We start from the raw sequence: 26,095 nt of genomic DNA on the forward strand, positions 1-26,095 counted from the left end.
GAGCCGGGGGGCTTTGCGTTTGGCGTTGCCGACGGGGAACCGGCCGACTTCACGTCAGTTTTCGAAGCCGGGGACCGAGCCACTATACCGATGGACGGCCACCGGGGTAGAGCGCGGACGGGGACGTTCCGCGCGCCAGGGACGATACCTCTCCGTAACAATGGCGCGATGTGACTCACCGTACGAGACGGGACAACCGACGGTCAGCGAGTGGTTTGCCCCCGGTCTGGCAGGTCGGGCAGTACTGGAGGCTGGAGTCGGCGAACGAGACTTCGCGCACGGTGTCGCCACAGACCGGGCAGGGCAGTCCGGTGCGGGCGTGCACCTTCAGCCCGGAACGCTTCTCGCCCTTCAGCTCCGCCGCCCGGTGCCCGGCCGAGCGGCGTACCGCGTCGCCGAGCACCGTCCGGGTGGCGGCGTGCAGGGTGGCGAGCTGGTCGTCGGTGAGCCGGTCGGTGATCGCGAACGGGGACAGCTTCGCCGCGTGCAGGATCTCGTCGGAGTACGCGTTGCCGACCCCGGCGAGCACCGACTGATCGGTCAGCACCCCCTTGATCTGCCCCCGGCGGCTGCGCAGCCGTTCGGTGAAGGTGGCCAGGTCGGCGTCGAGCGCGTCCGGCCCGAGCTTGGCGACCCCGGGGACCTGCGCCAGGTCGGTCACCAGGTAGGCGGCGAGCTTCTTCTGGGTGCCCGCCTCGGTGAGGTCGAACCCGGAGCCGTCGTCGAGGCGTATCCGTAGGGCGATCGGGCCCTTGCCGGGGCGCAGCGGGGTGGTGGACGGGAACGCCTCCCGGTAGTGCAGCCAGCCGGCGCGGGCCAGGTGCACCACCAGGTGCAGGTCACCGTCGAAGATCACGTCGAGGAACTTGCCGTGCCGCCGGGCGTCGGCCACCGCCCGGCCCGACACCGCAGTGGGCGCCGGGTCGTACGTCTTCAGGGCGCTGATCGCGGCGACCTCGACCCGGTCGACGCGACGCCCCACGGCACGCTCACGTAGGTAGCCGGCGAGCGCTTCCACCTCCGGTAGTTCGGGCACCCCCTCACGGTAGCCTTCCTTCCCGTGAGAATCGTGGTGGCGCACAACCGGTACCGGGAAGCCCAGCCGTCGGGTGAGAACACGATGGTCGACTCGGAGATCGGGCAGCTCACCGCCGCCGGGGTCGAGGTGCTGCCGTTCATCCGCAGCTCGGACGAGATCCCGTCGATGCCGAAGTCGGCCAAGGCGCTGCTGCCGATCTCACCGATCTACGCCCCGCGCGCCCAGCAGGACCTGTCCCGGCTGCTCACCGAGCACCGCCCGGACGTGTTGCACCTGCACAACCCGTACCCCCTGCTCTCGCCCTGGGTGGTGCGGACGGCGCACACGCACGGCGTGCCGGTGGTGCAGACGGTGCACAACTACCGGCAGGTCTGCTCGTCGGGGATCTACTTCCGCGACGGCGTCATCTGCCAGGACTGCAAGGGCCGGGCGCTGGCGGTGCCGTCGATCGTGCACCGCTGCTACCGGGATTCGCGGGCGCAGAGCGCGTTGATGGCGGCCACCCTGGCCGTGCACCGGGGCACCTGGCGTTCGGTGGACCGGTTCATCGCGCTCACCTCGGCCATCGCCGACCACCTGACCGACTACGGCATCCCGGCCGAGCGGATCGTGGTCAAGCCGAACGCGGTGCCCGACCCGGGTGCGCCTACCCCGCTCGGTGACGGTTTCCTCTATCTGGCCCGGCTGACCCCGGAGAAGGGTGTCGACCTGCTGTTGGACGCCTGGCGGCGGCACCCGGTGGGCAGCCTCGGCACGCTGCGGGTGGCCGGTGACGGCGAGCTGCGCCCGCTGGTCGAGGCCGCCGCCGCCGAGCGCGCCGACGTCGTCTACCTGGGCCAGCTCGACCGGGACGGGGTGCGCGCCGCCGTCGAGGCGAGCGCCGTGGTGATCGCCGCCTCGATGTGGCACGACGTGCTGCCCACGGTGATCATCGAGGCGTTGGCCAGTGGGCGGCCGGTCCTCGGCACCGCGCTCGGCGGCATCCCGTACCTGGTGGGTGCGGACGCCCCGCACGAGCCCGCCGGCACCGGCCCGGCCGCGGTCGCCTCGGCGGTCGCGGGTCACGCCCCGCCGCCGGCCGGTCCGCCGGCGGTCCCGGCCGGCCTGCTGGGCGGCACCGCCGGCTGGGTGGTCCCGCCGGACCCGGCCGCCCTGGCCGCCGCGCTCCCGGTCGCGCGGGCCGGTGCCGCGCTGCTCTCCGCCCCGGCCCGGCTGCGGTACGAGCAGACGTTCCACCCGGACGTGGTCCTCAAACGGCACCTCGCCATCTACGCCTCCCTCACCCGCGCCAACTGACCCCACTGCCCCCGCTGACCCCACTGCCCCCGCTGACCCGCTGCCGGGGGACCCCCGCGAGATCTTGGTAGAAAGTGGCCCCCATGAGGGCCGTTTCCTTCCAAGATCTCTGCGCGCGCCTGTGGGCAGGGGAGGGCGGCCGGGCGTGTCGCGGGCAGGCGACACATCTACTCGAAGTGGTATGCCTGGCAGGCATATTTATGACTGACAGGCATACCACCTATCGCCAGGTACAGCTGCGGCGACCGTGCAGGCGCGACGTCCCGGCTGAGGTGTGGCCTCTCGACCTCCTGCTGGCCGTCCGCGAGGACGACGGGCGGTGAGCTGCTGCGGCCCGGCGGCGTTTCACGCCGGGTGGTAGCGCTGGCAGGCAGCGGCGGCGTCGAGGACGTCGCGGGCGGCGGCCGACACCCGGCAGTCCGCGATCCGGCAGACCCGGCAGCGGCCGTCCGGGTCGGTGCGGTGGCTGCGGAGGACCGCGCGGGCGGTGAGGACCAGCCGGTTGCGGATCTGCGCCAACGACAGGTGCGGCGCGGTCATGGTCAGGTCACCCCGAGGGCGGCGGCGAGAGTGACGATGGTGGCCGGGGCGTGCGGGGTGCGGGCCACCTGGGCGAGCACCTCCCGGGCGGCGGGCCGGTGGCGTACCTCGGCGGGGGCCATCCGCTCGGCGTCGGCCAGCACCCGGCCGGCGTTGGCCGGGTCGTCGGCCTGGAGGTAGGCGCGGGCCGCGTCGACCAGGTGCGCCGCCCGGTGTTCCAACGGCAGCCACCGCCAGGCGTCCCGTCGGGTCGCCCGCTCGTGCCAGGCCACCGCCTCGCCGGCATCGCCCAGGTCAAGGGCGGCGGCGGTACGGGCGAGGTCCACCGCCGTCGGCCCGAACGCCGTCCGGTGGTGGTCGTGGCCCTCGCCGACCTGCGCGGCCATCCCGGCGGCCTCGTCGAGGAGGTCGGCGACGGCGCGGTCGTCGCCCCGGCGGGCCGCCCCCAGCCCGGCCTGCACGAGCAGCGCCCCGCACAGCGACAACTCACCGGGGCCGGCGTCGTCGGGGCTGAGCAGGGCGATCCGGTACGCGGCGGCGAGCGACGCCGACACCGCCGCGCGGGCCCGCCCCGAGGCGCGGAACACCTGGCCGAGTTGCACCGTGGCGGCGGCCACCAGCAGGGGATCGCCGGCCCCGGTGGCCATCGCCCGATCGGCGGCCAGCCAGCCCAGGTCGACCTCACCGAGCTTCACCAGCAGCGAGGCGGTGAGCCGGTACACCTCCACCAACAGCGGCCGGTTCGCCTCGTGATCGTCGGCGGAGGCCCGCTGCACGCCGGCCAGCAAATCCGGCAACACACCGACCACCTGCGGGTACCGGGCATGCTGGAACTGCACCCAGGCGTGCCCGACGTCCCGCACCACCCGGGCCGCCGGCGGCACCGGGCGGGGCGCCGGTCGCCCCAGCGCCATCTCGTACGTCGACAGGGCCGCCCGGATCCGCTCCACCCCTTCGATCCGGGCGGTCGTCGTGGCGGGTCGGGAGTCCCGGCCGAGCAGCACGGCGGTGTCGATCCGCAGCACGGCGGCGATGTCCCGCAACGTCGACACCTTGTCCAGCGACCGGACGCCCCGCTCGATCTTGTCCACCCAGGATTTCGACCGGCCGAGCCGATCGGCGAACACCTGCTGCGACAGTTTCCGCCGCCCCCGCCAGTACGCCACCCGCCGGCCGACCGGCAGCAGCTCACTGCTGTCCACGACGCCACCGCCGGTCCGGCACCGCCCGGGTGGTCTCCTCGGCCGGTATCCGCTCCGCCTCGGCCTGGGCGAGAATCCGTTGCCGCGCCGCCTCACGTTCCGCCGCCTGGATCCGCTCGCCCCGGTCGTCCTGGTCGGGCCCGCGCCGCGCCGTCACGACCAGCACCCCGCCCAGTATTCCCCGGCCAGGGTCAGCAGCGGCCGTTCCGGCAGGTCGGGCACCCGCGCCACCCCTGTCACCAGATACGCCGCGACGCATTCGGCGTGGTTCGTGGCGGGGCGGAGGCGGTCGAGCGGGTTCACCCGCCGCCGGAACGGCCAGCATTTCGCCAGCAGACCAGAGCGCGTCAGGTGCTTCGCATGCCGAGCCATGGGACCTCCCGAGAGTCCACAGACAGGAGCGTCGGCCGTGGGGGTTCGTGGCCTAACGCCTACTTACTGCTACTCAGCAGACCCGATCCCCAACCCTCTGTCAAGTGTGACAGGGGGTATACCTGTTGGCATTAATGCTGCTTCAGCAGCGCTAATAGGTGACTTCGCCCTGTCTTACGAGTTCGTAAGGGGGTCAGCTCAGGATGCTTCGATAGTGAGTTGGCGGCGGAGGCTGTACGGGAGCGCGGAGCTGCAAGAGCGCTTGGGCGTGTCCCGTGTCCGCATCGTCCAGCTCACTACTCGGCCCGACTTCCCCGAGCCCTTCGATCGGTTGGCGGGCGGGGCGGTATGGCTCGTGGAGGACGTGGAAGCCTGGATCGCGGAGCACCAGCCGTGGAAGGCGCGGGGCGCGGATGAGCCGCCCCCGCCGGAGAACTGAACGGCCGGAGCCTGCGGGCTGAATCGCGGTATCCATACCCCAACTTCGCCCCAACCGCGTCGATCAATCCCGTGTCACGGCGGCCAGGAACACAAACCCCCAAACGCCACGAACCCCCAGTGCTTCTGCCCGACTCTCCCGGTGATCAAGAAGATTGCGTCATCGGGAAGATCAAAGTTGACGTAAATCTCTTGATCACCGACACCAGGTGACTCAATTCTCTTGATCACCGGGCAGATCAGGGCGGGAGAGCCTGCCGTGGCGTGTGTGCCGGTCGGAATGGGCTGCCGGCCTGCGTCAGTGGTGTCCGGGAGTCGTCAGTTTCGGCTCTGGTGATGGTCGAACGTCCTCCCGTAACCTGATGGACCGCGTCCACAGTGGATCAGGGCCTAGCCGAGGAGTTCGACGCATGGTGACGGATGCCCACGATGGGCCGGTTCCGGAAGTGGCCGGAGGTGGGCAGCGGGTCCTCGATCTGCTGGACAAGGCGATCACCCTCCAGAGTCCCCTGGTGCGCAAGAACATCGCCCGCGCCCGCCAGCGCAACCCTGAGGCGACCCCCGCAGAGGTGATCCGCAACCTGGAACGGATGTACGTCAGCGCCCTGACCGGGACGGGTGCCGCAGTGGGCGGAGCCGCAGCAGCGCCCGGCGTAGGCACGGGAGTCGCGCTGGCGCTGTCGGGAGGCGAGTTCCTCTCTTCGCTCCAGTTGAGCGCCCTCTTCGCACTCTCAATTGCCGAAGTGCACGGCGTACCCATCGACGAGGTCGAACGCCGCCGGACGATCGTCATGGGCATCATGCTCGGCGGCTCCGGCTCTGCCACCATCACCAAGATGGCTGAACGTACGGGGCAGCACTGGGGGCGGCTGATCGTCGGGCAGGTTCCCGGCGAGACGTTGCGCCAGATCAACAAGGTCCTGGGAAGGCACTTCATCACGAAGTACGGCACGAAACAGGGCATCATCGTTCTCGGCCGGGTAGCGCCGTTCGGCGTCGGCGCGGTTATCGGCGGTGGTGCCAACGCTGCCCTCGCCGCCCTGGCCGTGCGGGCCGCCCGCCGTGCCTTCGGCCCACCCCCGACGTCATGGCCGAGTGACGTCGGCACGGGACCGGAGATCTGAGCGGCCCAAACCTGTGGGCCGAAGTAGCGGTATTTCGGCGAGGTCGACACCCCAACTTCGCCCCAACGGAGTCGATCAACCAGGGCGCGGCGGTCGAGGACGCGGCATCCGACGCCCTATCGGTTCCTTCGCTGATGCTGGCGACGGAGGCGGGCCGCGCACACCATGCGGGTGTGTGCGGCCCGCCTCCGTTACGACGGAACCGCGATGCCGGCCTACGGCCAGGTGACACACAGGGCCTACTGCAGTTGAGGGAGGGCCGGCTCTACTTGTAGACGATGTTCGAGGACGTGTACTTGCAGTACGTACCGTCAGGGCCGCTGCCGGTCTTGACGGGTTCGGCACCGGAGCTGTTGCCCGTGTAGCGGTCGCAGATGGAGATCTTCCGGCTGCTGTCGCCGTAGATGGTGATGCCCGAGAACGTCGCGGTGTCGCCGTAGTTGGTGTTGATGCCGGCGAGCACCTTGCCGGGGGCGGTCACGGTGACGTTCTGGATGACGACGGTCCGCTTGTACTGGGTCGAGCAGTTGCCGCACGACCGGTACAGCTTGCCGAAGTTGCTGACGTCGAAGTTCTTGATGGTCAGCTTGCCGCCGCCGTTGTGCTGGAACACCTTGTCGGAGGCGGAGCGGGCACCCCCGCCGTCGACCGTGTAGTTCGCCGACGAGCCGCCCTTGAAGGTGGCGGCGTCCTCGCCGACGTCCTCCCACCACACGTTGATCAGCGTGCAACTGCCCTTGCAGTGGATGCCGTCGGCGGCCGGCGAACCGATGATCACGTTCTTGATCGTCGCGCCGTCGGCCAGCTCGAAGATCGGTTTCTGGCTCTCGCTCTGACCGCCGTCACCCATCGCGCCGCCGGCCTTGTAGCGGACCAGGCCGTAGTCCTTGGTGCCGCTGACCGACTGGGTGGTGGTGACGGTGGTGGTGCTCTTGGCGGTGGGCCAGGTGGCGGCCTGGGCACCGGTCTGGGTCACGACCAGGCCGGCGGCGACCAGCCCTACGGTGGCGAACGGCAGCAGGGCGACCTGCCACCGTCGACGGCGCGACGTCGCGCCGTTGTCACGTGTGCTCACGTGTCCTCCGAGACGGGTGATGGGACGGGGTGGTGGCGGACAGCCGTCCGCACGCGCAGGAGCGCCCGCCGAAGTGCCGCAGCAGGGCTGGAAAGCGCTTACCTGCGAACGCCACACTACGACACCTTTCGATGCGCCGGAAGGGTCTCGCTCGGCTGTGGTCGAAGTGCTTTCCTACTGGCGTTCTGCGCGTTCCTGTCGGAGTTGTTCGAGGACGCGGGTGTCGGCTTCGAGGTCGGGGTGGCCAACCTGCCGGTCGAGGTCGACCACGAGTTCGAGCTCCCGGATCGCCTGGTCGAGGTCACCGACCGCCCGGAGGACCATCGCGATGTTGAACCGGGTGACGGCTTCGCCGGCCCGGTAGCCGACCTCCCGCTGGATGGGGAGGGCTTGGTGGTAGTGGTCGAGGGCCCGCTGCCGATCCCCCTGGCTGTCGTACACGCTGCCGATGTTGGTGAGGGTGACGGCTTCGCCGGCCCGGTCGCCGACTTCCCGCTGGATGGGGAGGGCTTGGTGGTAGTGGTCGAGGGCCTGTTGTCGATCCCCCTGGCTGTCGTACACGCTGCCGATGTTGGTGAGGGTGGTGGCTTCGCCGGCTCGGTTGCCGACTTCCCGCTGGATGGGGAGGGCTTGGTGGTAGTGGTCGAGGGCCTGTTGCCGATCCCCCTGGCTGTTGTACACGCTGCCGATGTTGGTGAGGGTGGTGGCTTCGCCGGCTCGGTTGCCGACTTCCCGCGTGATGGGGAGGGCTTGGTGGTAGTGGTCGAGGGCCTGTTGCCGATCCCCCTGGCTGTCGTACACGAGGCCGATGTTGTTGAGGGTGACGGCTTCGCCGGCTCGGTCGCCGACTTCCCGCGTGATGGGGAGGGCTTGGTGGTAGTGGTCGAGGGCCCGCTGCGCATCCCCGAGGCTGTCGTACACGCTGCCGATGTTGTTGAGGGTGGTGGCTTCGCCGGCTCGGTCGCCGACTTCCCGCGTGATGGGGAGGGCTTGGTGGTAGTGGTCGAGGGCCTGTTGTCGATCCCCCTGGTTGTCGTACACGCTGCCGATGTTGGCGAGGGTGGCGGCTTCGCCGGCCCGGTTGCCGACTTCCCGCTGGATCGAGAGGGCTTGGTGGTAGTGGTCCAGGGCCCGCTGCCGATCCCCCCGTCTGTTGTACACGAGGCCGATGCTGTGGAGGGTGGCGGCTTCGCCGGCCCGGTCGCCGACTTCCCGCCGGATGGGGAGGGCTTGGTGGTAGTGGTCCAGGGCCCGCTGCCGATTTCCCTGGCTGTCGTACACGAGGCCGATGTTGGTGAGGGTGGCGGCTTCGTTGCCCCGGTGGCCGGCCTGTTGGTACATGGTCAGGGCCTGCTGGTAGTCCTCAAGCGCCGGCCGGGGTCGGCCCGTCGACGACCGCGCCCAGCCACGCTGGTAAAGAGCGTCGGCGTCCGGGCCCAGGGTCAGGGTCGCGGTGGCCATGGCTTCGACGGCGGCGAACCGCGAGGTACGCAACCACACCCGACTCACCCGGTCACCGAGGTCCCGGGCGATCTCCGGCTGTCGGCCGGCGACCGCGAGCCGATGCACCTCCACGCGTCGGGCGATGGTGGTCGCCGCAGCAGTGTTGACGGGGCGTTCTCGATCCTCCATCGCCGGTCCACCTCGCCCTTCCTGCTACTCCCGTTGCCGAGGGTAGGACGGTGACACCACAGGCATGAGGGCAGTGGCGTCGGTCGCCGTTGTTCTTTCCCCGCTGACCGGGGACGCGGTCGGTGAGTCGGGAAGCTGTCACCTGAGCCGGGTTCTCCGAGCGGCCCCGGGACGCGAATGAAACGTACAGTAGCCGCCAAGGTCCGTACCGTTGATCGTCCCGGCTGGGCGGGCGGGGCGGTCCTGGGCCGGTGTGACCAGGAGCGTGGGGGAGGGGCGCGGGCGATGGCGAACGCCACAGTGGAGGTTTCCGGGGCGCAGGCCGCGAGCTGGGCGGCGGAACTGCGGGCCGCGCTGGTCGCTGCCGTGGGGCCCGACGGCAGCGTGTCGCCGGTGCAGGTGCAGCGTTCGTCAGAGATGGTGATCGCGGTGATCGGACTGGTGTTCTCCGGGGTCGGTGCGGCCAAGACGATCACCGAGTGGTGGGGTGCCCGCCGCCGGGACGGCGCTGCGGTCACCGTGCTGCTGCCCGACGGCACCCGGATCGAGCTGGCCGAGGGCAGCCAGGCCCGGCTGGAGATCGCCATGCGGCAGGACGACACCGGGCCGCGCTGACCTGGCCACCACCACGACGGGGACGGGCAGATGAGCACCTTCGACCTGGAGGTCTTCGCGCAGACCTCGGACCACTACGAACTCCGGCTTTCCGCCGACGGCCAGCCATCCCGGGTCCGCAGCCTGGACCGGGCCGCCGTCGACGAGCTGATCACCCTGGTACGCCGCGACTACAGCACCGACGCCACCGCCCACAAGGTGTACGGCGCGACGCGGCTGGCCGAGCTGGGGACGCGGCTGGCGGAGTTCCTGGACGGCGACGAGCGGTGGCTGACCCCGATGCTGGCCCATCCCGCCGGGGCGGTGCTGCGGATCACCGCCGAGCAGCGGCTGCGGCACCTGCCATGGGAGTTGCTGGCCCGGGAGGGGGCGTTCCTGACGGTGGCCGGGCGGGCGCCGCTCCTGCCGGTGCGGGCGGTCGGCACCCACGCGGCGTTGACCGGCCCGGTCGCGCCGGGTAACCGGCCGCTGCGGGTGCTGTTCATGGCGGCCTCGCCCGAGGGTGTCGAGCCGGTGCTCAACTTCGAGGCCGAGGAGGCGGCGATCCTGGCCGCGACCCGGCGCACCGGCACCGATCTGGTGGTGGAGGAGAGCGGCACCCTGGAGGGGCTGCAATTCCTCAGCCGTGACTACGGGCCCGGCCACTTCGACGTGCTGCACCTGAGCGGGCACGCCACCACCGCCGGCGGGCAGCCGGTCTTCCTCCTGGAGGACGAGTACGGCAGGCCCACCCGGGCGACGGCCGACCAGCTCGCCGAGGCGATGCAGGGCCACTGGCCGAGGCTGGTGTTCGTCTCCGGCTGCCTGACCGCCGACGCCCCGGAGGGCGGCGTGGTCCCGTCGATGAGTGAGAGCCTGGTCGCCGCTGGTGCCCCTGCGGTGCTTGGCTGGGCTCTGCCGGTCGGGGACGTCTCCGCCACCGACTTCGCCGCCGCCCTCTACCAGGTCCTGGCCGACGGCGGGTCGTTGGACCGGGCCATCATCGCGGCCCGCCGCCACCTGTTCCATGACAAGCAGAGCAGCTACTGGCATCTGCTCCGCGTCTACGCCGACCGGTCCCCGCTGGCACCCATGGTCACCCCGCTGCACACCAAGGGCCGCAGGCGGTTGCAGGTACGGGCCGCCGACCAGCAGTTCCTGGACCCGCAGACCCAACTGTCCCGGGTCGCGTCCCGTGCCGAGTTCGTCGGCCGGCGGCGGGTCATCCAGCGCTGCCTACGCGTCCTGCGGCAACCCGCCGACACCCCCGGCGCGGCGCAGGGCCTGCTGCTGGCCGGCATGGGCGGGCTCGGCAAGAGCAGCCTCGCCTCCCGGCTCCTGGAACGCATGCCCACCCACCAGCGTGCCGTCTGGTACGGCCGGGTTGACGCCATCAAGTTCCGCGAACTCACCAGCAAGATCCGTTTCGACAGCCTCGACCAGAGCATCGAGGCCGCCACCCTGCTCGACAACGACCAGGTTTCCCTGTCGATCAGGCTGCGGCACCTGCTCGACGCCGACGGACCGCTCGGCGGGACACCCTGCCTGTTCGTCTTCGACGACTTCGAGACCGGCAACCTCGACGCCCGCGACGACGGCAGCCGGGTCCTCGCCCCGGCGATGGCCGAGATCCTGCCCGCCCTGCTGGCCGCCATCCGCGACACCGGCAGCCCGAGCCGCGTCGTCATCACCAGCCGCTACCGCTTCCCCGCCCCGACCGGCACCACCCTCGCCGTCGAAGCGCTGGAAACCCTCACCCCGGTCGAGCAGACCAAGAAGATCGCCAACCTGACCAACCTGCGCCCCGAATCCACCATCAACCCCACCATCCGGAACCGGGCGATCGAGGCGGCAGCCGGCAACCCCCGCCTGCTCGACTGGCTCAACCGGATCGTCGGCGACGTCGCCCTCGACGTCGACGGCCTGCTCGCCGCCATCGAGGGCGAAGCCAACAGGTTCCGCCGGGAAACCGTCCTCGCCGACAACCTGCTCGACTCCCAACCCCTCGAACTCCGCCGGATGCTCGCCCGGATCAACGTCGTCGAACTACCGATCCCCGCCGCCACCGTCCACGCCCTGCACCCGCACCCCGACGCCGCCCGGCACCTCCAGCGGGCCGTCGAACTCGGCCTGCTCGAAGAGGGCATCGACCCGGAAAAGCACGAGCCCCGCTACTTCGTCTCCAACGTCCTGCACCCCCTCGTCCGCCCCCTGCTCACCGACGACGACTACACCGAGGCGTGCGCCGCCGCCGCCCAGTCCCTCTACCAAATCTGGGTCCTCGACCCCACCACCCCCGATGGCTACTGACCCGCAATTCCTCGCCCGCTGGGTCGAGGTGCACCGGCTCGCCGTCGCCGGCCGACAGCCGGCGATCGCCCGTAAGGTCGGTGACCGGGTGGGTCGGGTGTGGTTGCGTACCTCGCGATTCGCCGCTGTCGAGGCCATGGCCACCGCGACCCTGACCCTGGGCCCGGACGCCGGCTCCTTCTACGACCGGGGTTGGGCGCGGTCGTCGACGGGCCGACCCCGGCCGGCGCTGGAGGACTACCAACAGGCCCTGACCATGTACCGGCAGGCCGGCCACCGGGGCAACGAAGCCGCCACCCTCAGCAACATCGGCCTCGTGTACGACAACCTGGGGGATCGGCAGCGTGCCCTGGACCACTACCACCAGGCCCTGCCCATCCAGCGGGAGGTGGGGAACCGAGCGGGTGAGGCCATCACCCTCAGCAACGTCGGTGTCGTGTACGAAAGCATGGGGGATCAGCAGTGTGCCCTGGACCACTTCCACCAGGCCCTGCCCATCCAGCGGGAGGCCGGTGACCGGGCGGGTGAAGCTGTCACCCTCAGCAACATCGGCCTCGTGTACCGCCACTTGGGGGATCTGCAGGGGGCTCTCGACTACTACCGTCAGGCACTGCCTATTCGACGGGAGGTCGGTGACCGGGCGGGTGAAGCTGTCACCCTGAACAACATCGGCCTCGTGTACCGCCACTTGGGGGATCTGCAGGGGGCTCTCGACTACTACCGTCAGGCCCTGTTTCTCCGGCGGGACGTCGGCGACCAGGCCGGAGAAGCCATCACGCGGTACAACATCGCGATGGTCCACCAGGCGAACGGCGACCTGGACCAGGCGATCCGCGAACTCGAACACGTCGTCGACCTCGACCGGCAGGTAGACCACCCCGACCTCGAAGCCGACACCGCCGTCCTCGAACGGCTCCGCCGACAACGCACGGAGGAGCACGGCGCCGAACCCCCTGCGGGACCGTGACGGCGGTGCCGCAGGCCGCTACAGCGAGGCGCGGGCCGAGAAGGCGATGCTGGCGAGCAGGAACCCGCCGTTGACCACCGTGAACGCCACGACCACCCAGAACACCAGCGCCGGCACGAGCATCAGCACCAGCCCCGCCACGAAGATCACCGCGCCGTAGTCGCGGACCAGCTTCACCAGGCGTACCGGCAGGGAGGTCGAGGTGACCATGCTGGCGGCGTTGGGGCCGGACTGCATCACCGAGGTCACCAGGTTGACCATCCAGGTGCCGGCGAAGGTCGCGACCAGCCAGGTCGGCGTGGAGGGGCGCTGCGCCACGGCGGTGGCGGACAGGGCGGCGACCAGGGCGATCTGGGCGGCCACGTCGCAGAGCACGTCGACCCGGGCACCGGCCGCGCTGCCCTGACCGGTCACCCGGGCGAGCTGCCCGTCGGCGCAGTCCAGGGCGTACGCCACCTGCCAGCCGACCAGCGCGACCAGCCCGACCAGCCAGGCCGGGACGGTGCCGGCGGCGACCCGGTCGGCGAGCGCCACCACGGTCACCGAGGCGGCCAGGCCGAGCACCAGGTTGGTGATGGTCAGCGCGGTCGGGCGCAGCCCGAGGCGCTGGGCGACCAGGGCGAAGACGGCACCCAGCCACTGGCTGACCGACTCGCTGAACAGGCCGCCGCCCCGGTTCACCCGGTGGAAGTCGGCAACGGTGGGGCGGGGTTCAGCCACTGTGGTCGCGGAGTGCACCGGCGTAGTCTGCCAGCCGCTCCCGCGTCTCGGTAACCGACATGGCCAGGTGCTCCAGGATGGTGTACCGGTCGGGGCGGGTGGCCGGGGCGAACTGCACCGCCTCGACGAACTGGTCGTCGGTGAGCCCCACGTCGGCGGGGTGCCGGGGCAGCCGGTGCCGGCCCAGGCAGGCCGCCATCTCGGCGAAGCGCCGTTCGTCACCGCGCAGGAACGTGCAGAACAGTGCGCCGAGGCCGGCCAGTTCGCCGTGCGACGAGGTGCCGGGGAAGAGGGCGTCGACGGCGTGCATGATTTCGTGGCAGCCGCCGCTGGCCGGTCGGCTGCTGCCGCAGACCGCCATCGCCAGGCCGCTGGAGATCAGCGCCTCGGCCAGCACCGTGACGAACGCGTCGTCGGTCATGTCGCCGGTGTGCGCGAGCACCGCCTCCGCGCCCATCCGGGCCAGCGACGCGGCGAGGCCGTCGACGGGTTCGCCGCGTACCTGGCGGGCCAGTTCCCAGTCGGCCAGGGCGCTGATGTTGCTGACCACGTCGCCGATGCCGGCCCGGTTGTGCTGGTCGGGGCCGGCGGCCACGAAGTCCAGGTCGACGATCACCGCGATCGGGATGTGCACCCCGTAGGAGCCCTTCAGGCCGCCGGTGATCAGGCTGGCGACCGGGGAGGCGATGCCGTCGTTGGCGAGGCTCGTCGCCATCGTCACCATGGGCAGGCCGCGCCGGGTGGCCGCGTACTTCGCCACGTCGATGGTCTTGCCGCCGCCGATGCCGACCACCGCGTCGTACGAGCGTTCGCGGAGCTTGCCGCCCAGCTCGTCGGCGGCGTCGAGGGTGCCGCCGGCCACGGTGAACACGTCCGCCGAGCGCAGCGACGGCCGCAGCAGGTCGGCGATCTGCCCGCCCTGACCGGGGCCGACCACCACCGCCACGTCGCCCCCGGCGGAGATCCGCCCGTCGGCGAGGATGGTGGCCAGGTCGGCGACCGCGCCGCGCCGCACGTCGATGTGCAGCGGGGTCAGGATGGTACGGGCTAGTAGCGGCACGCGATCTCCCGTGCCCGGGTCAGGTCGTCGTGGTTGTCGACCTCGACCCAGGAGACGTCTCCGATCGGCGCGGCCCGCACCTCGCCGCCCCGGTCGGCGAACTCCTGGTAGCCGTCCTCGTAGTAGAGGTTCGGGTCCCGCCGCCAGGTCGCCTCCAGCGCGTCGGCGAGCGCCCCGGCCACCTGCGGCTCGATCAGCGTCGCGCCGATGTACTCGCCGTACGCCTCGCCCGGGTCCATCAGCTTGGTGATCCGGGTGAGCTGGCCGGCGGCGTCGAAGGTGGTCTTCATCTCCTCCTCGGCCAGCGCCTTCAGGGTGTCCACGGCGAGCAGGATGCCCGGCCCGCGCTCGGCCAGCAGGGTCTTCTCCACGCTCACCGGGTGCACGGTGTCGCCGTTGACCAGCAGCACGCCCCGGGCGAAGTGCTCCCGGGCCAGCCACAGCGAGTAGGCGTTGTTCCACTCCTCGGCCTTGTCGTTGTGCACCAGGGTCAGGGTGACGCCGTACCTCTCCTCCAGGGCCGCCTGCCGCTGCACGACCGCGTCGGCGGCGTAGCCGACCACGATCACGATCTCGGTGAGCCCCACCTCGGCCAGGTTGCGCAGCGCGATGTCCAGGATGGTGGTCTCACCGTCCACCGGCACCAACGCCTTGGGCAGGGTGTCGGTGTACGGGCGCAGTCGGCGTCCCGCACCGGCCGCGAGCACCATCCCGATCATGCGGGGCCTCCCTCGTACGACTCCAGGTCACCGTGGAGGATAGCCCCGCGTGACCCGCCGGCCGCCGTCAACCGGGAGTTCACCCGGGCCGGACGGGGTTCAGCCGGGCAGGGCGGCCAGGTCGGCGAGCACGCACAGCCGCTCGTCGGCGGTCAGCGTGGCGTACGGGCCGGCCGCCCGACGGTCGGTCTCCAGCTCGATGGCCCGCCGTTCCGGCCCGTCCGGCAGCTTGCCGACGCTGGCGGCGGTGTGCCCGGCGGCGGTCCACGCCTGCGCGTACGCGTCGGCCCGGTGGTACCGCAGCGCGCCGATCCGGTTGAGCAGCAGCACGCCCGGCGGGATGCCGTCCGGCTCGTACGGCGGGGCCACCGCCGCGAACGCGGGCCCCGGCCCGGCGTCCGGCTCCCCGGCCAGCAGCACCGCGTACGCCACCACCCGCCCGTACGCCTCGACGAGCCGGCGCACCCGGTCGTCGTGCCCGGCCCACAGTTCCTCGGTCACCTCGGCGTGCACCTGGTACAGCTCGGTGAGGAAGTCGACGCCGCGTTCGGTGGCGGTGATCCCGCCGTCGGGCCGGCGGGCGATCGTGCCGTGGGCGACCTGCTTGTCCAGCGCCCGTTGGCAGGTGGCCGGGTCGCGGTAGCGGTTGACGGCGGCGAAGCCGGCCCGGTCGACGGTGCCGCCCGGCGCGGCGAGCCGGGTGCGGAACTCCACCAGGAAGCCGGTGGCGGCGGGCCCGCCGTACCGTTGGCTCAGTTCGGCGCCGCCGCCGTCGCGGCCGGCGAGCATCCCGGCCACGAACGCCCGCTCGACCGCCGGGGCGACCAGCCCGGCGAAGCGGTGCGGTGCCAGCTCGACGCCATCGTCCGTGATCAACGCGCCGGCGCTGCGGAGGGGCTCGGTGGGCACGCTTCGACAGTAGCGAGCGCGGGCCGGCCGCGCCGATGTCCGGTCCCGTCCCGACCTGCACCGGAGTCGACCGGTTCGCCCCCTCCCGCCCCGGCCGGCCGGCGCACCGGATGCCGGGTCGGGGGTGCCGGGCTGCCCGCATGTTGAACTTGGCGTGTATGCCGGCCGGAGCGGCCCGGCCAGGCCCTAGGCTCGTGCGCATGACCGCCGAGCAGCTGATCTCGTTCGCCCGTGGCGCGCCCTCGCTGGACATCGTGGATGTCGAGGGGCTCAAGGCCGCCGCCGTCCGTGCCTTCGACGCCGACCCCGCCGGGGTCACCGCCTACGGCACCTCCGTGGGTTACCCCCCGTTGCGGAAGTGGATCGCCGAGAAGCACGGCGTCGAGGCGGATCAGGTGCTGGTCACCAACGGCTCGCTGCAGGCCGACGCGTTCCTCTTCGACCACCTGGTCCGGCGCGGGGACGCCGTGGTGGTGGAGCGTCCGACGTACGACCGGACCCTGCTCAACCTCCAGCGGATGGGCGGCGAGATCCACGGCGTGGGCATCGAGCCGGACGGCCTGGACACCGCCGAGCTGCGCAAGCTGCTGGAGTCCGGGGTACGCCCCCGGCTGGCCCACGTGATCCCGAACTACCAGAACCCGGCCGGGGTGACCCTCTCCCTGGACAAGCGCCGTGAGCTGCTCGACCTCGCCGCCGAGTACGGCTTCACCATCTTCGAGGACGACCCGTACGCCGACATCCGGTTCCGGGGCGAGCCGCTGCCGTCGATGCTGTCGATGGACACCCGGGGTGTGGTGGTGCACGCGTCGAGCTTCACCAAGACCGTCTGCCCCGGGGTCCGGGTCGGTTACCTGGTCGGGCCGGCGAGCCTGATCGCCGACATCGCCAAGAAGGCGACCAGCCTCTACATCTCGCCGGGCATGGTGGCGCAGTCGATCGTCCACCAGTTCTGCGTCTCGGGTGACATCCAGCGGTCGATCGCCACGGTGTCGTCGGCGCTGGGTGAGCGGGCCGGGGTGCTGGCCGAGGCGCTGCGCCGGCACCTGCCCGAGGCGACCTTCGTCGAGCCGGACGGCGGCTACTTCCTCTGGGTGGAGTTCCCCGACGACGTGGACGTGGACCGGTTGGCGCCGGCCGCCGCCGAGCGGGGTGTCGCCGTGGTCAAGGGCAGCGACTTCATGGTCGACGGCGGGCGGCACGCGTTGCGGCTGGCGTTCTCCGCGGTGACCGCGGACCGGATCGACGAGGGTGTGCGCCGGCTCGCGGACGCGGTGGCGGCCATTCGCGGCTGAAAAATCTGTCGGGTTTCTGACAAAAGTACGACGTCGGCCGGTCGAGGGCTCCCCTCGGCCGGCCGGGCGACCCACAATGCTGCGAGCGTCACTCACGTTCGGCCGGTGACCCGGTCGTACCCGCCGGACGGGTGGGTGACGCGGCAGCATTACCCCCGCCCCCAGCGGTGCCGGGTGGGTCGGGTCGCCCCCTCACCCCCCGAACGCGGTCCGACCCGCCCGGCGCCCACACCCCGATCGGCCGAGCGCCGCCACGCCCGGGGCGGCGTAGCCTGCAAGCCGCAGCAGGACACCCGGGAGGGGGAACGCCATGACGGACCGGGCGGCACGGGAGCGGTCGGCGACACTCCACGGCGGTCGGGTGCTGAACCCCCGCGCCTGGGTGTCCCCGGTGCGCGCGATGTCCCGCATCCTCAACGCCGACGGCTCCCCCCGTACCCCCGCGCCCATCGGCCCGGGACGCAGCGGGGTGGTCGACTGCGGCCTCTACGTCGACGGCGAACGCCGCCCCGGCCAGTGGCAGTACGCCGAGGCGCTGGCCGCCGCCCGCGAGGAACGCGACGGGTTCGTCTGGCTGGGGCTGCACGAACCGGAACTGGCCGAGATGACCGCCATCGCCGAGACGTACGGCCTGCACGAACTGGCCGTCGAGGACGCGGTGAAGGCCCAGCAGCGGCCCAAGCTGGAGCGCTTCGGCGAGGTCAGCTTCCTGGTGCTGCGCACCGCCCGGTACTGCGAGCACACCGAGCTGACCGAGACCTCCGAGGTGGTGGAGACCGGCCAGGTGATGCTGTTCATCGGGCCGAACTTCCTGATCAGCGTCCGGCACGGGGACGCCTGCCGGCTGTCGCCCGTCCGGGCCGACCTGGAGGCCAAGCGGGACCTGCTGCGGCACGGCCCGTGGGCGGTGGCGTACGCGATCACCGACCGGGTGGTGGACCTCTACCTGGAGGTGGCCGACCAGCTGGAGGACGACCTCGACGTGCTGGAGGCCGACGTCTTCGACCGGCAGAGCAGCGGGCGGATCCAGCGGATCTACCAGATGAAGCGGGAACTGGTCGAGTTCAAGCGGGCGGTGATCCCGCTGCAACGGCCGCTGCTGACGCTGACCGCCCAGGTCAACCGCGAGGTGCCGCAGGAGGTGCGACGGTACTTCCGCGACGTGCAGGACCACCTCAGCCGCACCGTCGAGCAGGTCAACTCCTACGACGACCTGCTCAACTCGATCCTCCAGGCCCGGCTGGCGCAGGTCACCGTCGACCAGAACAACGACATGCGCAAGATCGCCGCGTGGGCGGCCATCGCGGCGGTGTGGACCGCGTTCGCCGGGGTCTACGGCATGAACTTCGAGAACATGCCCGAACTGAAATGGACGTACGGCTATCCGGGGGTGCTCGCGTTGATGCTCGCCATCTCGCTGGCGCTCTACCGGTGGTTCCGCCGCAACGGCTGGCTCTGACCGCCCACCGGTCAGTGGGTCGGGGCGGTGGCCGGGGTGGCCGCCGCCATCAGCTCGGAGACGGTGACGAACTCGAAGCCCTGCCGCCGCAGCCCGGTGATCATCGCGGCCAGCCCCCGGATCGCGACCAGCCGGTCCGCCGGCCCGGTGTCGTGGGCGAGCAGGATGGTGCCCGGCTCGCAGGAGTCGACGATGTAGTCGACCAGGCCGTCCGGATTCTGGGTGAACCGGGATTCGAGCATCTGCCGGTTCCACAGGACCACCTGGTAGCCGAGGTCGTTGGCGGCGAGCAGGGTGCTGCCGGCGAGGTGCCCGTACGGCGGGCGGAGCAGGGTGGGCTCCCGGCCCCAGAGCCGGGTCAGCTCGTTGTGCGCCCGGCTGATCGCCGTGCACGCCTGCTCGTAGGTCATCTTCGCTAGGTCCTGGTGGGCCCAGGTGTGGTTGCCGACCTCGTGACCGTCGAGCCGGTGCGCCACCAGCCGGCCGTACTCGCGGGCGCGGCGGCCGACCATGAAGAAGGTGGCCGGGGTGTCGGTCTGCGCGAGGATCGACAGCACCCGGGGGGTCCAGTTCGGCGCGGGCCCGTCGTCGAAGGTGAGCGCGATCAGCCGGCGGGTGGTGTCGACGCTCCACACCACGTCGACCCGGGACGACCGGGGCGGGGTGCGCCGGTCGGCGTGCACGGTGGCGGCGTACCCGCCGTAGACGGGCAGCTTGCTGTCGGCGGTCGCCTCCGCATACCCGAACTCGCCGGTCAGCGCCACGCCCGCGCCGGCCAGGGCGGCGGCGGTGCCGGAGAGCACCCGCCGCCGGGACAGCGCCCGGTCACGCCCCGCCGGGGCCTCTCCCGGACGCTCGGCGGACTGGTCCCAGCGTCCCGTCGAGGGGGCGCCGTTCGGCTCCGGAGCCGGACGCTCCGGGTCGGTGGTCGACGACATACGAGCACTGTAGGAGCCGCAAGCCCGCCGGGTGGACCCGTAACGGTCGGGGGTAACCCTGAAAAATCCTTACGTTCTCGTGGGGGCCGTCGCCCTGGGCAGGCCGGATGACGGTGCCGGGCCGTACCGTGCCGGGGGCTGCGGGTACCGGCGTCGTGTCGGGCGGCCCGGGACCCGGCGGGGTCCGGAAGTCGGCTGCGGCGCGGGACGACCGGTCAGGTCGTCGCCGCGCCGCCGACGTGGTGCGGGGGATCAGCGCCGGGTGCTGGACTGCGCCGCGCCCCGACCGGCGTCGAGCGCCTTGCCGAGGTCGTCGGCCGGCCGGCCGGAGACGTCGGTGGCACCCTCGGCGACCGAGGGGACCTTGTCGTTCGGGTGGATCACCGGCTTGCCGGCCGGGGTGCCGGCCGCCACGGCGGAGCTGCCGACGCCGGTGGCCGGGGTGGCCGAACCGGTGGGCGTGGTGCCGCCCGCCGACGGGGTCTCCACCACCAGGATGTCGACGTCGTCGCGGGGGGCGTCGACGCCGGCGGCGGCCGAAGCGGTGGAGGCACCGGGGGTCGACGACGGGACGGGGGCGGTGCCGATGCTGCGGGTCGGGTCGTACTCGGCCCACTCCTGCTGCTCGCGGCGGCGACGCAGGGCCATCGCGCCGGCCACCCCGGCGACCGTGCCGGCGACCAGCAGGCCCGCCATCATGCCGCGCGAGGTCTGCTTCTTCTTCCGGGCCTTCGGGCTCTTCGCCTTGATCTTCTTGCTCACCTTGGCCTGCTTGGCGGCGGCGGCCTTCTTGCCGGCCAGCGCCTTGCCGGCGGCCTCGGCCTGGGCGTGGCGCACCGCCAGGGCCACCGGGGCGAGCGCTGCGGCCGTCGTCGCCAGGCCGCTGGAAGCCCGGTCCCGCACCGCGACCGCAGTCGGCGCGACGGCACTGCGGGCCGACTGGACCCGCGGGCCGACCGTGGCGCCGGCGCCCTTCGCCGCGTGCGTGGCCGCCTGCCTCAGGTGACCGATGCCCTGGTGCAGCTCCACCTTTGCCAGCTGCCCCTGGGTCTTGCGCCGCCCGATTCCAAACACGGTCCCACCTCCTGGGAGTTGTTCCTTCGTCATCCTCTACCACCGGATGCCTCCGCACTGCCAGATGGGGCACATGGGAGGATCCGCATGGAACTGACCAACGAGTGAGGAGTACCCGTGGCCGAGGCTGTCTACGCCACCTTGCACACCAACGCTGGCCCGATCCGGCTGGAACTCTTCGGCAATCACGCTCCGAAGACGGTTCGTAACTTCGTCGACCTGGCCGAGGGCAACAAGGAATACACCGATCCCCGCACCGGTCAGCCGGGCAACGGGCCGTACTACGACGGCACCATCTCGCACCGGGTGATCAGCGGTTTCATGGTCCAGATGGGCGACCCGACCGGCACCGGCCGGGGTGGCCCGGGTTACACGTTCGCCGACGAGTTCCACCCGGAGCTGCGCTTCGACCGGCCGTACCTGCTGGCGATGGCGAACGCCGGGCCGGGCACCAACGGCTCGCAGTTCTTCATCACCGTCGGGCCGACCCCGCACCTCAACAACCGGCACACCATCTTCGGCCAGGTGGCCGACGAGCAGTCGGCGAAGGTGGTGGACTCGATCGCCAACACCCCCACCGGCCCGAGCGACCGGCCGTTGCAGGACGTGGTGATCGAGCGGGTCGAGATCGAGCGCACCGGGGCCTGACCGCGGTCGCGAGGTACCTTTGCACGCATGACTGAACGCTCCGGGCCGGCCGGCGACGCCACCGGTGGGCCGGTGCCGACCACCCCGGTCTGCTACCGCCACTCCGACCGGGAGACGTACCTCAGGTGCTCCCGCTGCGACCGGCCGATCTGTCCGGACTGCATGCGGGACGCTCCCGTCGGCCACCAGTGCCCGGAGTGCGTGAACGAGGGACGCCGCAGCGTACGGCCGGCGCGTACCGCCTTCGGTGGCGGTGCCGCCGGCCGTCGCGGTCTGGTCACCCGCACCCTGATCGCGTTGAACGTGCTGGTGATGATCGTCTCGGTGCTCAGTGACCGGGGCGGCGACTCGCTGATCGGCGGCTCCGGTTTCGGCGGCCTGCTCGGCGGTGGCACCCCGCTGACCCAGTGGGGTTCGGTGCTCAGCTACGCCTCGTACGTGCCGTTCGGCGAGGCGCACGGCGTCGCCTCCGGCGAGTGGTACCGGCTGGTCACCGCGATGTTCCTGCACTACGGCGTGCTGCACCTGCTGCTCAACATGTGGGCGCTCTGGGTGCTGGGGCGGGAGCTGGAGGCCCTGCTCGGGCCACTGCGGTTCCTCGGTCTCTACCTGATGGCCGGCCTCGGCGGCAACGTCGCTGCATACCTGTTCAGCAGCCCCAACACCGCCTCGGCGGGTGCCTCGACGGCGATCTTCGGGCTGTTCGCGGCGGTCTTCGTGCTGATGCGCCGGCTCGGTCGGGACACCTCGGCGATCCTGCCGATCCTGGTGATCAACCTGATCTTCACGTTCACCGTGCCGGGCATCTCCATCCCGGGTCACGTCGGCGGGCTGATCGTCGGGGCGCTGATGGCGCTCGTGCTGGCGTACGCCCCCCGGATGCGGCGCTCGGTGTTCCAGGCCGTCGGTGCGGGGGTCATCCTGCTCGCGCTGCTCGGCCTGGTGATCGTCCGTACGGTGATGCTGCTCGGCTGACCGGGCCGTGCGCTGGTGTGGCGGTGTCGGGGCTGGCCGGATACCGCTACGTCGGCTCCGCTGAGCCGACCACGTCGGCACCGTGGGATCAGGGGCGGGCGGCCCGGACCTCCTCGGCCACCTCGGCCGGGGATGCGCCCAGGTCGGCCCGGCCCAGCAGGTGCAGGGTCTCGCCCGCGTCGATCTCCAACGTCTCGCCGGTCAGCCCGAACCGGGTCCGCCGGTCAACGGTGACCGCCTCCACCACCTCCCACGGCAGGTGCCGGCGCCCGGCGTACCCCCGGACGACGGTGATCCCGTCGGCGTCGACCGCGAGCCGGACCGGGGCGAGCAGGTCGCGTACCGCCCAGGCGGCCATTCCCGCAGCGGCGGCGACGGCCAGCGCCAGCCGGACCGGGTCGCCGTCGGCGAGCAGCAGCCCGAGGGCGACCAGCCCGACCGCGCCGGCCAGCTTCACCGCCGGGACCGCCGGGGGGACCCGCCACTGACGGGCCGGAGACGTTGGTGGATGCACCTTCCCAGCATGCCAGCCGCACCGGGCCGGTCCCGGCGACGCGGGGGGCGGACCGGCGGCCGGGGACGTAGTATCGACACAGCCGAAGTTACCGGGGAGTAGTCATGAGTGACGCAGTCATCGTCGGTGCGGTGCGTACCCCGGTCGGGCGACGCAAGGGCGGCCTGGCCGAGGTGCACCCGGTCGACCTGTCGGCGCACGTGCTGCGCGCCCTCGCCGACCGCACCGGCATCGATCCCGGCCAGGTCGACGACGTCGTCTGGGGCTGCGTGTCGCAGGTCGGCGAGCAGTCGTGGAACGTCGCCCGCAACGCCGTGCTCGCCGCCGGCTGGCCCGAGTCGGTGCCCGGCACCACCCTCGACCGGCAGTGCGGCTCCAGCCAGCAGGCCCTGCACTTCGCCGCCGCGACGGTCGTCTCCGGGCAGGCCGACCTGGTGGTGGCCGGGGGCGTCGAGTCGATGACCCGGGTGCCGATGGGGTCCAGCGTCGGCGACGGCATGCCGTTCAGCGACCGCATCCGGGCCCGCTACCGGGGCGTCGAGGGCTTCGCCGACGACCAGCCGCTCCCGTTCAACCAGGGCGTCGGCGCCGAGCTGATCGCCGCCCGCTGGCGCTTCTCCCGCAGCCAGCTCGACGAGTTCGCGCTGGCCAGCCACGAGAAGGCCGCCGCCGCGCAGGACGCCGGGGCGTTCGACCCGGAGCTGGCCCCGGTGCCGCTGAGTGACGGGCGCTCGTTCACCACCGACGAGGGCATCCGCCGGGACACCTCCCTCGCCGCGCTCGGCGAGCTGAAGACCCCGTTCCGCACCGACGGGGTGGTGACCGCCGGGTCCGCGTCGCAGATCTCCGACGGGGCCGCCGCGCTCGCCGTCACCACCAGCGAGTGGGCCAGCCGGCACGGCCTGCGCCCGCTGGCCCGGGTGCACACCGCCGTGGTCGCCGCCGACGACCCGGTCGCCATGCTCACCGCCCCCATCCCGGCCACCGCGAAGGCGCTGCGCCGCGCCGGCCTGGGCATCGAGGAGATCGGCGTGTACGAGGTGAACGAGGCGTTCGCGCCGGTGCCGCTGGCCTGGCTCGCCGAGACCGAGGCCGACCCGGAGCGGTTGAACCCGCGCGGCGGGGCGATCGCGCTGGGGCACCCGCTCGGCGCGTCCGGTGCCCGGATCATGACGACGATGCTCCAGCACATGCGGGACAACGACCTCCGGTACGGCCTGCAGACCATGTGCGAGGGTGGCGGCATGGCCAACGCCACCATCCTCGAACTGCTCTGACGCCGCCCGCCCGGGCGATCCCCGCCCGTGCGATCCCGCAATGGGGCCGATGTTGCGGTGTCCGAGCGGCCTTGATGCCGCTACATCGGCCCCATTGCGATCCCGCCCGGCCGAAAATGGCGGGTGTCGGGGTGGGCGGGTGGCCTACTCTGCGCCGCGTGACGATCGTCTCCGTGGCCCCCGGGTGGGCCGACCCGCAGTGGCGGGCCACCGCGCTGGAGTGGGTGAGCGGGCAGCTCGACCGGCACGGCCGGCGGGTCACCGGCCCGGTCGAGGCCCGGCAACGCCCCTGGTCGCTGGTCTGGCAGGTGCCCACCGACGCCGGGCCGTACTGGTTCAAGGCGAACAACCCCGGCACGGCGTACGAGGCGGTGCTGCTGGCCGAGCTGCCCCGGCACGTCCCCGGCCGGGTGCTCGACCCGGTGGCCGTGGACCCCGCGCGGGGCTGGTCGCTGCTGCCCCACGGCGGCCCGTCCCTGCGTGACCTGGCCGAACCGGACCCGACCCGGTGGGCCGACGTGCTGGCCGCCTATGCCGACCTCCAACGGACGGTGGCTCCCCGGGCCGACGGCCTCGTCGCGCTCGGCGTGCCCGACCATCGGCCGGCCGCCCTGCCGGCCCTGCTCGCCGACCTCCTCGACGACCGCGCCGCCCTGCTCCTCGACCCCGGACCCGATGGCACCGACACCCGCCCGGCCACCGGAGGCGGCACCGACACCCACCCGGCCACCGGAGGCGAGGGCGACGGCGAGACCCGCCCGGCCGCCGACGCCGACGCCGACGGTGACGACGGTGACGACAGTGGGCTGGACGCGGCGACCTACGAGCGGCTGCGGGCGTACCTGCCGCGCTTCGCCGAGGACTGCGGGCGGCTCGCCGACACCGGCATCCCGGCCACCGTGCAGCACGACGACCTGCACGACGGGAACGTGTTCGCCGCCGACGGCTACCGCTTCTTCGACTGGGGCGACGCGTCCGTGGCGCACCCGTTCGGCACCCTGCTGGTGACCCTGCGCTCGGTCGCGCACACCTACTCGCTGCCCGAGGGGGACCCGGTGCTGCTCCGGCTGCGCGACGCCTACCTGGAGGCGTGGACCGACCGGCACGACCGGGCGGCCCTGCGGGAGGCCGCCGGGCTGGCCGTACGGGTGACCACGGTGAGCCGGGCGCTGTCCTGGCGACGGGCGCTGGCCACCACCGACCCGACCCGCGCCGAGTACGCCGACGCGGTGCCGGGCTGGCTCGGCGAGCTGTTCGCGCCGATGCCCGTCTGACGTCCCGTCCCCCGGACAGCAGCCGGTGCGGAAAGACGCACCGGTGGTGCGACCCGGGGGAGTGGAAGTTCCAAAAGTCGACAGTGACCCACATCACCCCTGGTCACGGCTCGTTGGCCAGGTATGGACGTCTTCTCGCGCACCTTCCTCCCGGCCGCCGCCGAGACCGGGCTGGCGGTCCAGACGGTGAGCCGGCACATGCCGGTCTTCCGCCAGTGCGTCGGGTCGGGGGACGCCACCATCCTGGTCGCCCGGTGCGCCCGCCCCGACCGCCCGGTCGACGGCGACTACCTCCTGCTGCTCACCCACCGCCGGCTGGTGGTGACCCGGCAGACCCGGGTGCTGCACCGGCTGCGCCTGCACCTCAACACCGAGCTGCGGGAGCTGAGCAACGTCACCTGGAGCCCCGACCCGCGCGCGCAGGCCGTCGAGCTGGCCGCCACCGCGATCGACGGGGTACGCGAGCGGTTCGTCATCCGTACCCAGCACCCGAAGCAGGTGTGGCAGCTCGACACACTGCTGCACCACGCCTTCCGGACCCGGCTGCGTCGGCCCGAGGAACGGGTCGTCGCCACCATCGGTGACGCCCCGCCCGTCGCGCCGGCCCCGCTGCTGCGCCCGCTGCCGGCCCGCTGACCGGGTTC

General features: G+C 72.1%; 26 protein-coding genes. 12 read left to right on the forward strand and 14 right to left on the reverse strand.

Annotated elements, in window-relative coordinates; genetic code table 11:
- Positions 1-175: 175 nt before the first annotated feature.
- Complete coding sequence (locus ACN265_RS31760; protein WP_421411021.1) at positions 176-1,036, reverse strand: Fpg/Nei family DNA glycosylase; 861 nt, start codon at positions 1,034-1,036, stop codon at positions 176-178.
- 24 nt (positions 1,037-1,060) lie between these two features.
- Between ACN265_RS31760 and ACN265_RS31765 the strand changes: the two genes are divergently transcribed.
- Positions 1,061-2,335, forward strand: coding sequence for a glycosyltransferase (locus ACN265_RS31765; protein WP_421411022.1), 1,275 nt, complete (start codon positions 1,061-1,063; stop codon positions 2,333-2,335).
- A 345-nt stretch (positions 2,336-2,680) separates the two neighbouring features.
- Here ACN265_RS31765 and ACN265_RS31770 read toward each other — a convergent pair whose 3' ends face one another.
- The 4 genes from ACN265_RS31770 to ACN265_RS31785 are packed head-to-tail and all read right to left on the reverse strand — an operon-like array spanning position 2,681 to position 4,449.
- A complete protein-coding gene (locus ACN265_RS31770; RefSeq protein WP_421411024.1) occupies positions 2,681-2,875 on the reverse strand; it encodes a hypothetical protein in 195 nt (64 codons plus the stop codon).
- A 2-nt stretch (positions 2,876-2,877) separates the two neighbouring features.
- A complete protein-coding gene (locus ACN265_RS31775) occupies positions 2,878-4,077 on the reverse strand; it encodes a helix-turn-helix domain-containing protein (RefSeq protein WP_421411026.1) in 1,200 nt (399 codons plus the stop codon).
- On the reverse strand, positions 4,064-4,243 hold the full coding sequence (locus ACN265_RS31780) for a hypothetical protein (protein ID WP_421411028.1): 180 nt from the start codon (positions 4,241-4,243) through the stop codon (positions 4,064-4,066). Before ACN265_RS31780 ends, ACN265_RS31775 begins: the two co-directional genes overlap by 14 nt.
- The gene (locus ACN265_RS31785; protein WP_421411030.1) at positions 4,231-4,449 is read right to left on the reverse strand and encodes a hypothetical protein; all 219 of its coding nucleotides are present in this window, start codon (positions 4,447-4,449) and stop codon (positions 4,231-4,233) included. Before ACN265_RS31785 ends, ACN265_RS31780 begins: the two co-directional genes overlap by 13 nt.
- 848 nt (positions 4,450-5,297) lie before the next feature.
- Here ACN265_RS31785 and ACN265_RS31790 point away from each other — a divergent pair.
- Positions 5,298-6,011: a hypothetical protein gene (locus tag ACN265_RS31790; RefSeq protein ID WP_421411032.1), complete on the forward strand. Its 714-nt coding sequence runs from the start codon at positions 5,298-5,300 to the stop codon at positions 6,009-6,011.
- A 265-nt stretch (positions 6,012-6,276) separates the two neighbouring features.
- On the opposite strand, the gene ACN265_RS31795 is transcribed toward ACN265_RS31790, so the two are convergent.
- Together ACN265_RS31795 and ACN265_RS31800 are read right to left on the reverse strand one after the other, a co-directional pair.
- A complete protein-coding gene (locus ACN265_RS31795) occupies positions 6,277-7,086 on the reverse strand; it encodes a pectate lyase (RefSeq protein WP_421411033.1) in 810 nt (269 codons plus the stop codon).
- A 174-nt stretch (positions 7,087-7,260) separates the two neighbouring features.
- A complete protein-coding gene (locus ACN265_RS31800; protein WP_421411035.1) occupies positions 7,261-8,718 on the reverse strand; it encodes a tetratricopeptide repeat protein in 1,458 nt (485 codons plus the stop codon).
- Between the two features lie 285 nt (positions 8,719-9,003).
- On the opposite strand from ACN265_RS31800, the gene ACN265_RS31805 reads away from it, so the two are divergent.
- The 3 genes from ACN265_RS31805 (at position 9,004) to ACN265_RS31815 (ending at position 12,589) form a co-directional block, all read left to right on the forward strand.
- Complete coding sequence (locus ACN265_RS31805) at positions 9,004-9,333, forward strand: hypothetical protein (RefSeq protein WP_421411037.1); 330 nt, start codon at positions 9,004-9,006, stop codon at positions 9,331-9,333.
- 30 nt (positions 9,334-9,363) lie between these two features.
- A complete protein-coding gene (locus ACN265_RS31810; RefSeq protein ID WP_421411039.1) occupies positions 9,364-11,622 on the forward strand; it encodes a CHAT domain-containing protein in 2,259 nt (752 codons plus the stop codon).
- 97 nt (positions 11,623-11,719) lie between these two features.
- Positions 11,720-12,589 (forward strand): tetratricopeptide repeat protein, encoded by an 870-nt coding sequence (locus ACN265_RS31815; RefSeq protein WP_421411041.1) that lies wholly within the window; start codon positions 11,720-11,722, stop codon positions 12,587-12,589.
- Between the two features lie 18 nt (positions 12,590-12,607).
- Here ACN265_RS31815 and ACN265_RS31820 read toward each other — a convergent pair whose 3' ends face one another.
- The 4 genes from ACN265_RS31820 to ACN265_RS31835 form a co-directional block, all read right to left on the reverse strand.
- The gene (locus ACN265_RS31820) at positions 12,608-13,327 is read right to left on the reverse strand and encodes a CDP-alcohol phosphatidyltransferase family protein (RefSeq protein ID WP_088642367.1); all 720 of its coding nucleotides are present in this window, start codon (positions 13,325-13,327) and stop codon (positions 12,608-12,610) included.
- A complete protein-coding gene (locus ACN265_RS31825) occupies positions 13,302-14,369 on the reverse strand; it encodes an iron-containing alcohol dehydrogenase family protein (protein ID WP_421411043.1) in 1,068 nt (355 codons plus the stop codon). Before ACN265_RS31825 ends, ACN265_RS31820 begins: the two co-directional genes overlap by 26 nt.
- Complete coding sequence (locus tag ACN265_RS31830) at positions 14,357-15,088, reverse strand: sugar phosphate nucleotidyltransferase (protein WP_421411045.1); 732 nt, start codon at positions 15,086-15,088, stop codon at positions 14,357-14,359. The genes ACN265_RS31825 and ACN265_RS31830 overlap by 13 nt, the downstream gene beginning before the upstream one ends.
- Before the next feature lie 99 nt (positions 15,089-15,187).
- Positions 15,188-15,997, reverse strand: a complete 810-nt coding sequence (locus tag ACN265_RS31835) for a hypothetical protein (RefSeq protein WP_420116226.1) — start codon at positions 15,995-15,997, stop codon at positions 15,188-15,190.
- A 200-nt stretch (positions 15,998-16,197) separates the two neighbouring features.
- On the opposite strand from ACN265_RS31835, the gene ACN265_RS31840 reads away from it, so the two are divergent.
- Together ACN265_RS31840 and corA are read left to right on the forward strand one after the other, a co-directional pair.
- Complete coding sequence (locus ACN265_RS31840; protein ID WP_357924614.1) at positions 16,198-17,292, forward strand: PLP-dependent aminotransferase family protein; 1,095 nt, start codon at positions 16,198-16,200, stop codon at positions 17,290-17,292.
- A 310-nt stretch (positions 17,293-17,602) separates the two neighbouring features.
- Complete coding sequence (corA, locus tag ACN265_RS31845) at positions 17,603-18,751, forward strand: magnesium/cobalt transporter CorA (RefSeq protein ID WP_421411047.1); 1,149 nt, start codon at positions 17,603-17,605, stop codon at positions 18,749-18,751.
- Positions 18,752-18,762: 11 nt separating this feature from the next.
- On the opposite strand, the gene ACN265_RS31850 is transcribed toward corA, so the two are convergent.
- Together ACN265_RS31850 and ACN265_RS31855 are read right to left on the reverse strand one after the other, a co-directional pair.
- Positions 18,763-19,689 (reverse strand): polysaccharide deacetylase family protein, encoded by a 927-nt coding sequence (locus tag ACN265_RS31850; protein ID WP_421411049.1) that lies wholly within the window; start codon positions 19,687-19,689, stop codon positions 18,763-18,765.
- 252 nt (positions 19,690-19,941) lie between these two features.
- The gene (locus tag ACN265_RS31855; RefSeq protein ID WP_421411051.1) at positions 19,942-20,796 is read right to left on the reverse strand and encodes a hypothetical protein; all 855 of its coding nucleotides are present in this window, start codon (positions 20,794-20,796) and stop codon (positions 19,942-19,944) included.
- An 84-nt stretch (positions 20,797-20,880) separates the two neighbouring features.
- Here ACN265_RS31855 and ACN265_RS31860 point away from each other — a divergent pair, with 84 nt between their 5' ends.
- Complete coding sequence (locus tag ACN265_RS31860) at positions 20,881-21,411, forward strand: peptidylprolyl isomerase (protein WP_204925423.1); 531 nt, start codon at positions 20,881-20,883, stop codon at positions 21,409-21,411.
- A 27-nt stretch (positions 21,412-21,438) separates the two neighbouring features.
- The gene (locus ACN265_RS31865; protein ID WP_421411053.1) at positions 21,439-22,386 is read left to right on the forward strand and encodes a rhomboid family intramembrane serine protease; all 948 of its coding nucleotides are present in this window, start codon (positions 21,439-21,441) and stop codon (positions 22,384-22,386) included.
- 88 nt (positions 22,387-22,474) lie between these two features.
- Here ACN265_RS31865 and ACN265_RS31870 read toward each other — a convergent pair whose 3' ends face one another.
- The gene (locus tag ACN265_RS31870) at positions 22,475-22,900 is read right to left on the reverse strand and encodes a PH domain-containing protein (RefSeq protein WP_420115309.1); all 426 of its coding nucleotides are present in this window, start codon (positions 22,898-22,900) and stop codon (positions 22,475-22,477) included.
- 104 nt (positions 22,901-23,004) lie between these two features.
- Between ACN265_RS31870 and ACN265_RS31875 the strand changes: the two genes are divergently transcribed.
- The 3 genes from ACN265_RS31875 (at position 23,005) to ACN265_RS31885 (ending at position 26,087) form a co-directional block, all read left to right on the forward strand.
- Complete coding sequence (locus ACN265_RS31875; protein ID WP_421411055.1) at positions 23,005-24,177, forward strand: thiolase family protein; 1,173 nt, start codon at positions 23,005-23,007, stop codon at positions 24,175-24,177.
- 158 nt (positions 24,178-24,335) lie between these two features.
- The gene (locus tag ACN265_RS31880) at positions 24,336-25,451 is read left to right on the forward strand and encodes an aminoglycoside phosphotransferase family protein (protein WP_421411057.1); all 1,116 of its coding nucleotides are present in this window, start codon (positions 24,336-24,338) and stop codon (positions 25,449-25,451) included.
- 123 nt (positions 25,452-25,574) lie between these two features.
- Positions 25,575-26,087 carry a hypothetical protein gene (locus tag ACN265_RS31885; protein WP_204925418.1) on the forward strand — a complete coding sequence of 171 codons (513 nt, stop codon included), beginning with the start codon at positions 25,575-25,577 and terminating at the stop codon, positions 26,085-26,087.
- The last annotated feature ends 8 nt before the right edge of the window (positions 26,088-26,095 follow it).

This window comes from Micromonospora sp. WMMD730 (assembly GCF_049178955.1).
GTDB classification, from domain to species: Bacteria; Actinomycetota; Actinomycetes; order Mycobacteriales; family Micromonosporaceae; genus Micromonospora; species Micromonospora wenchangensis.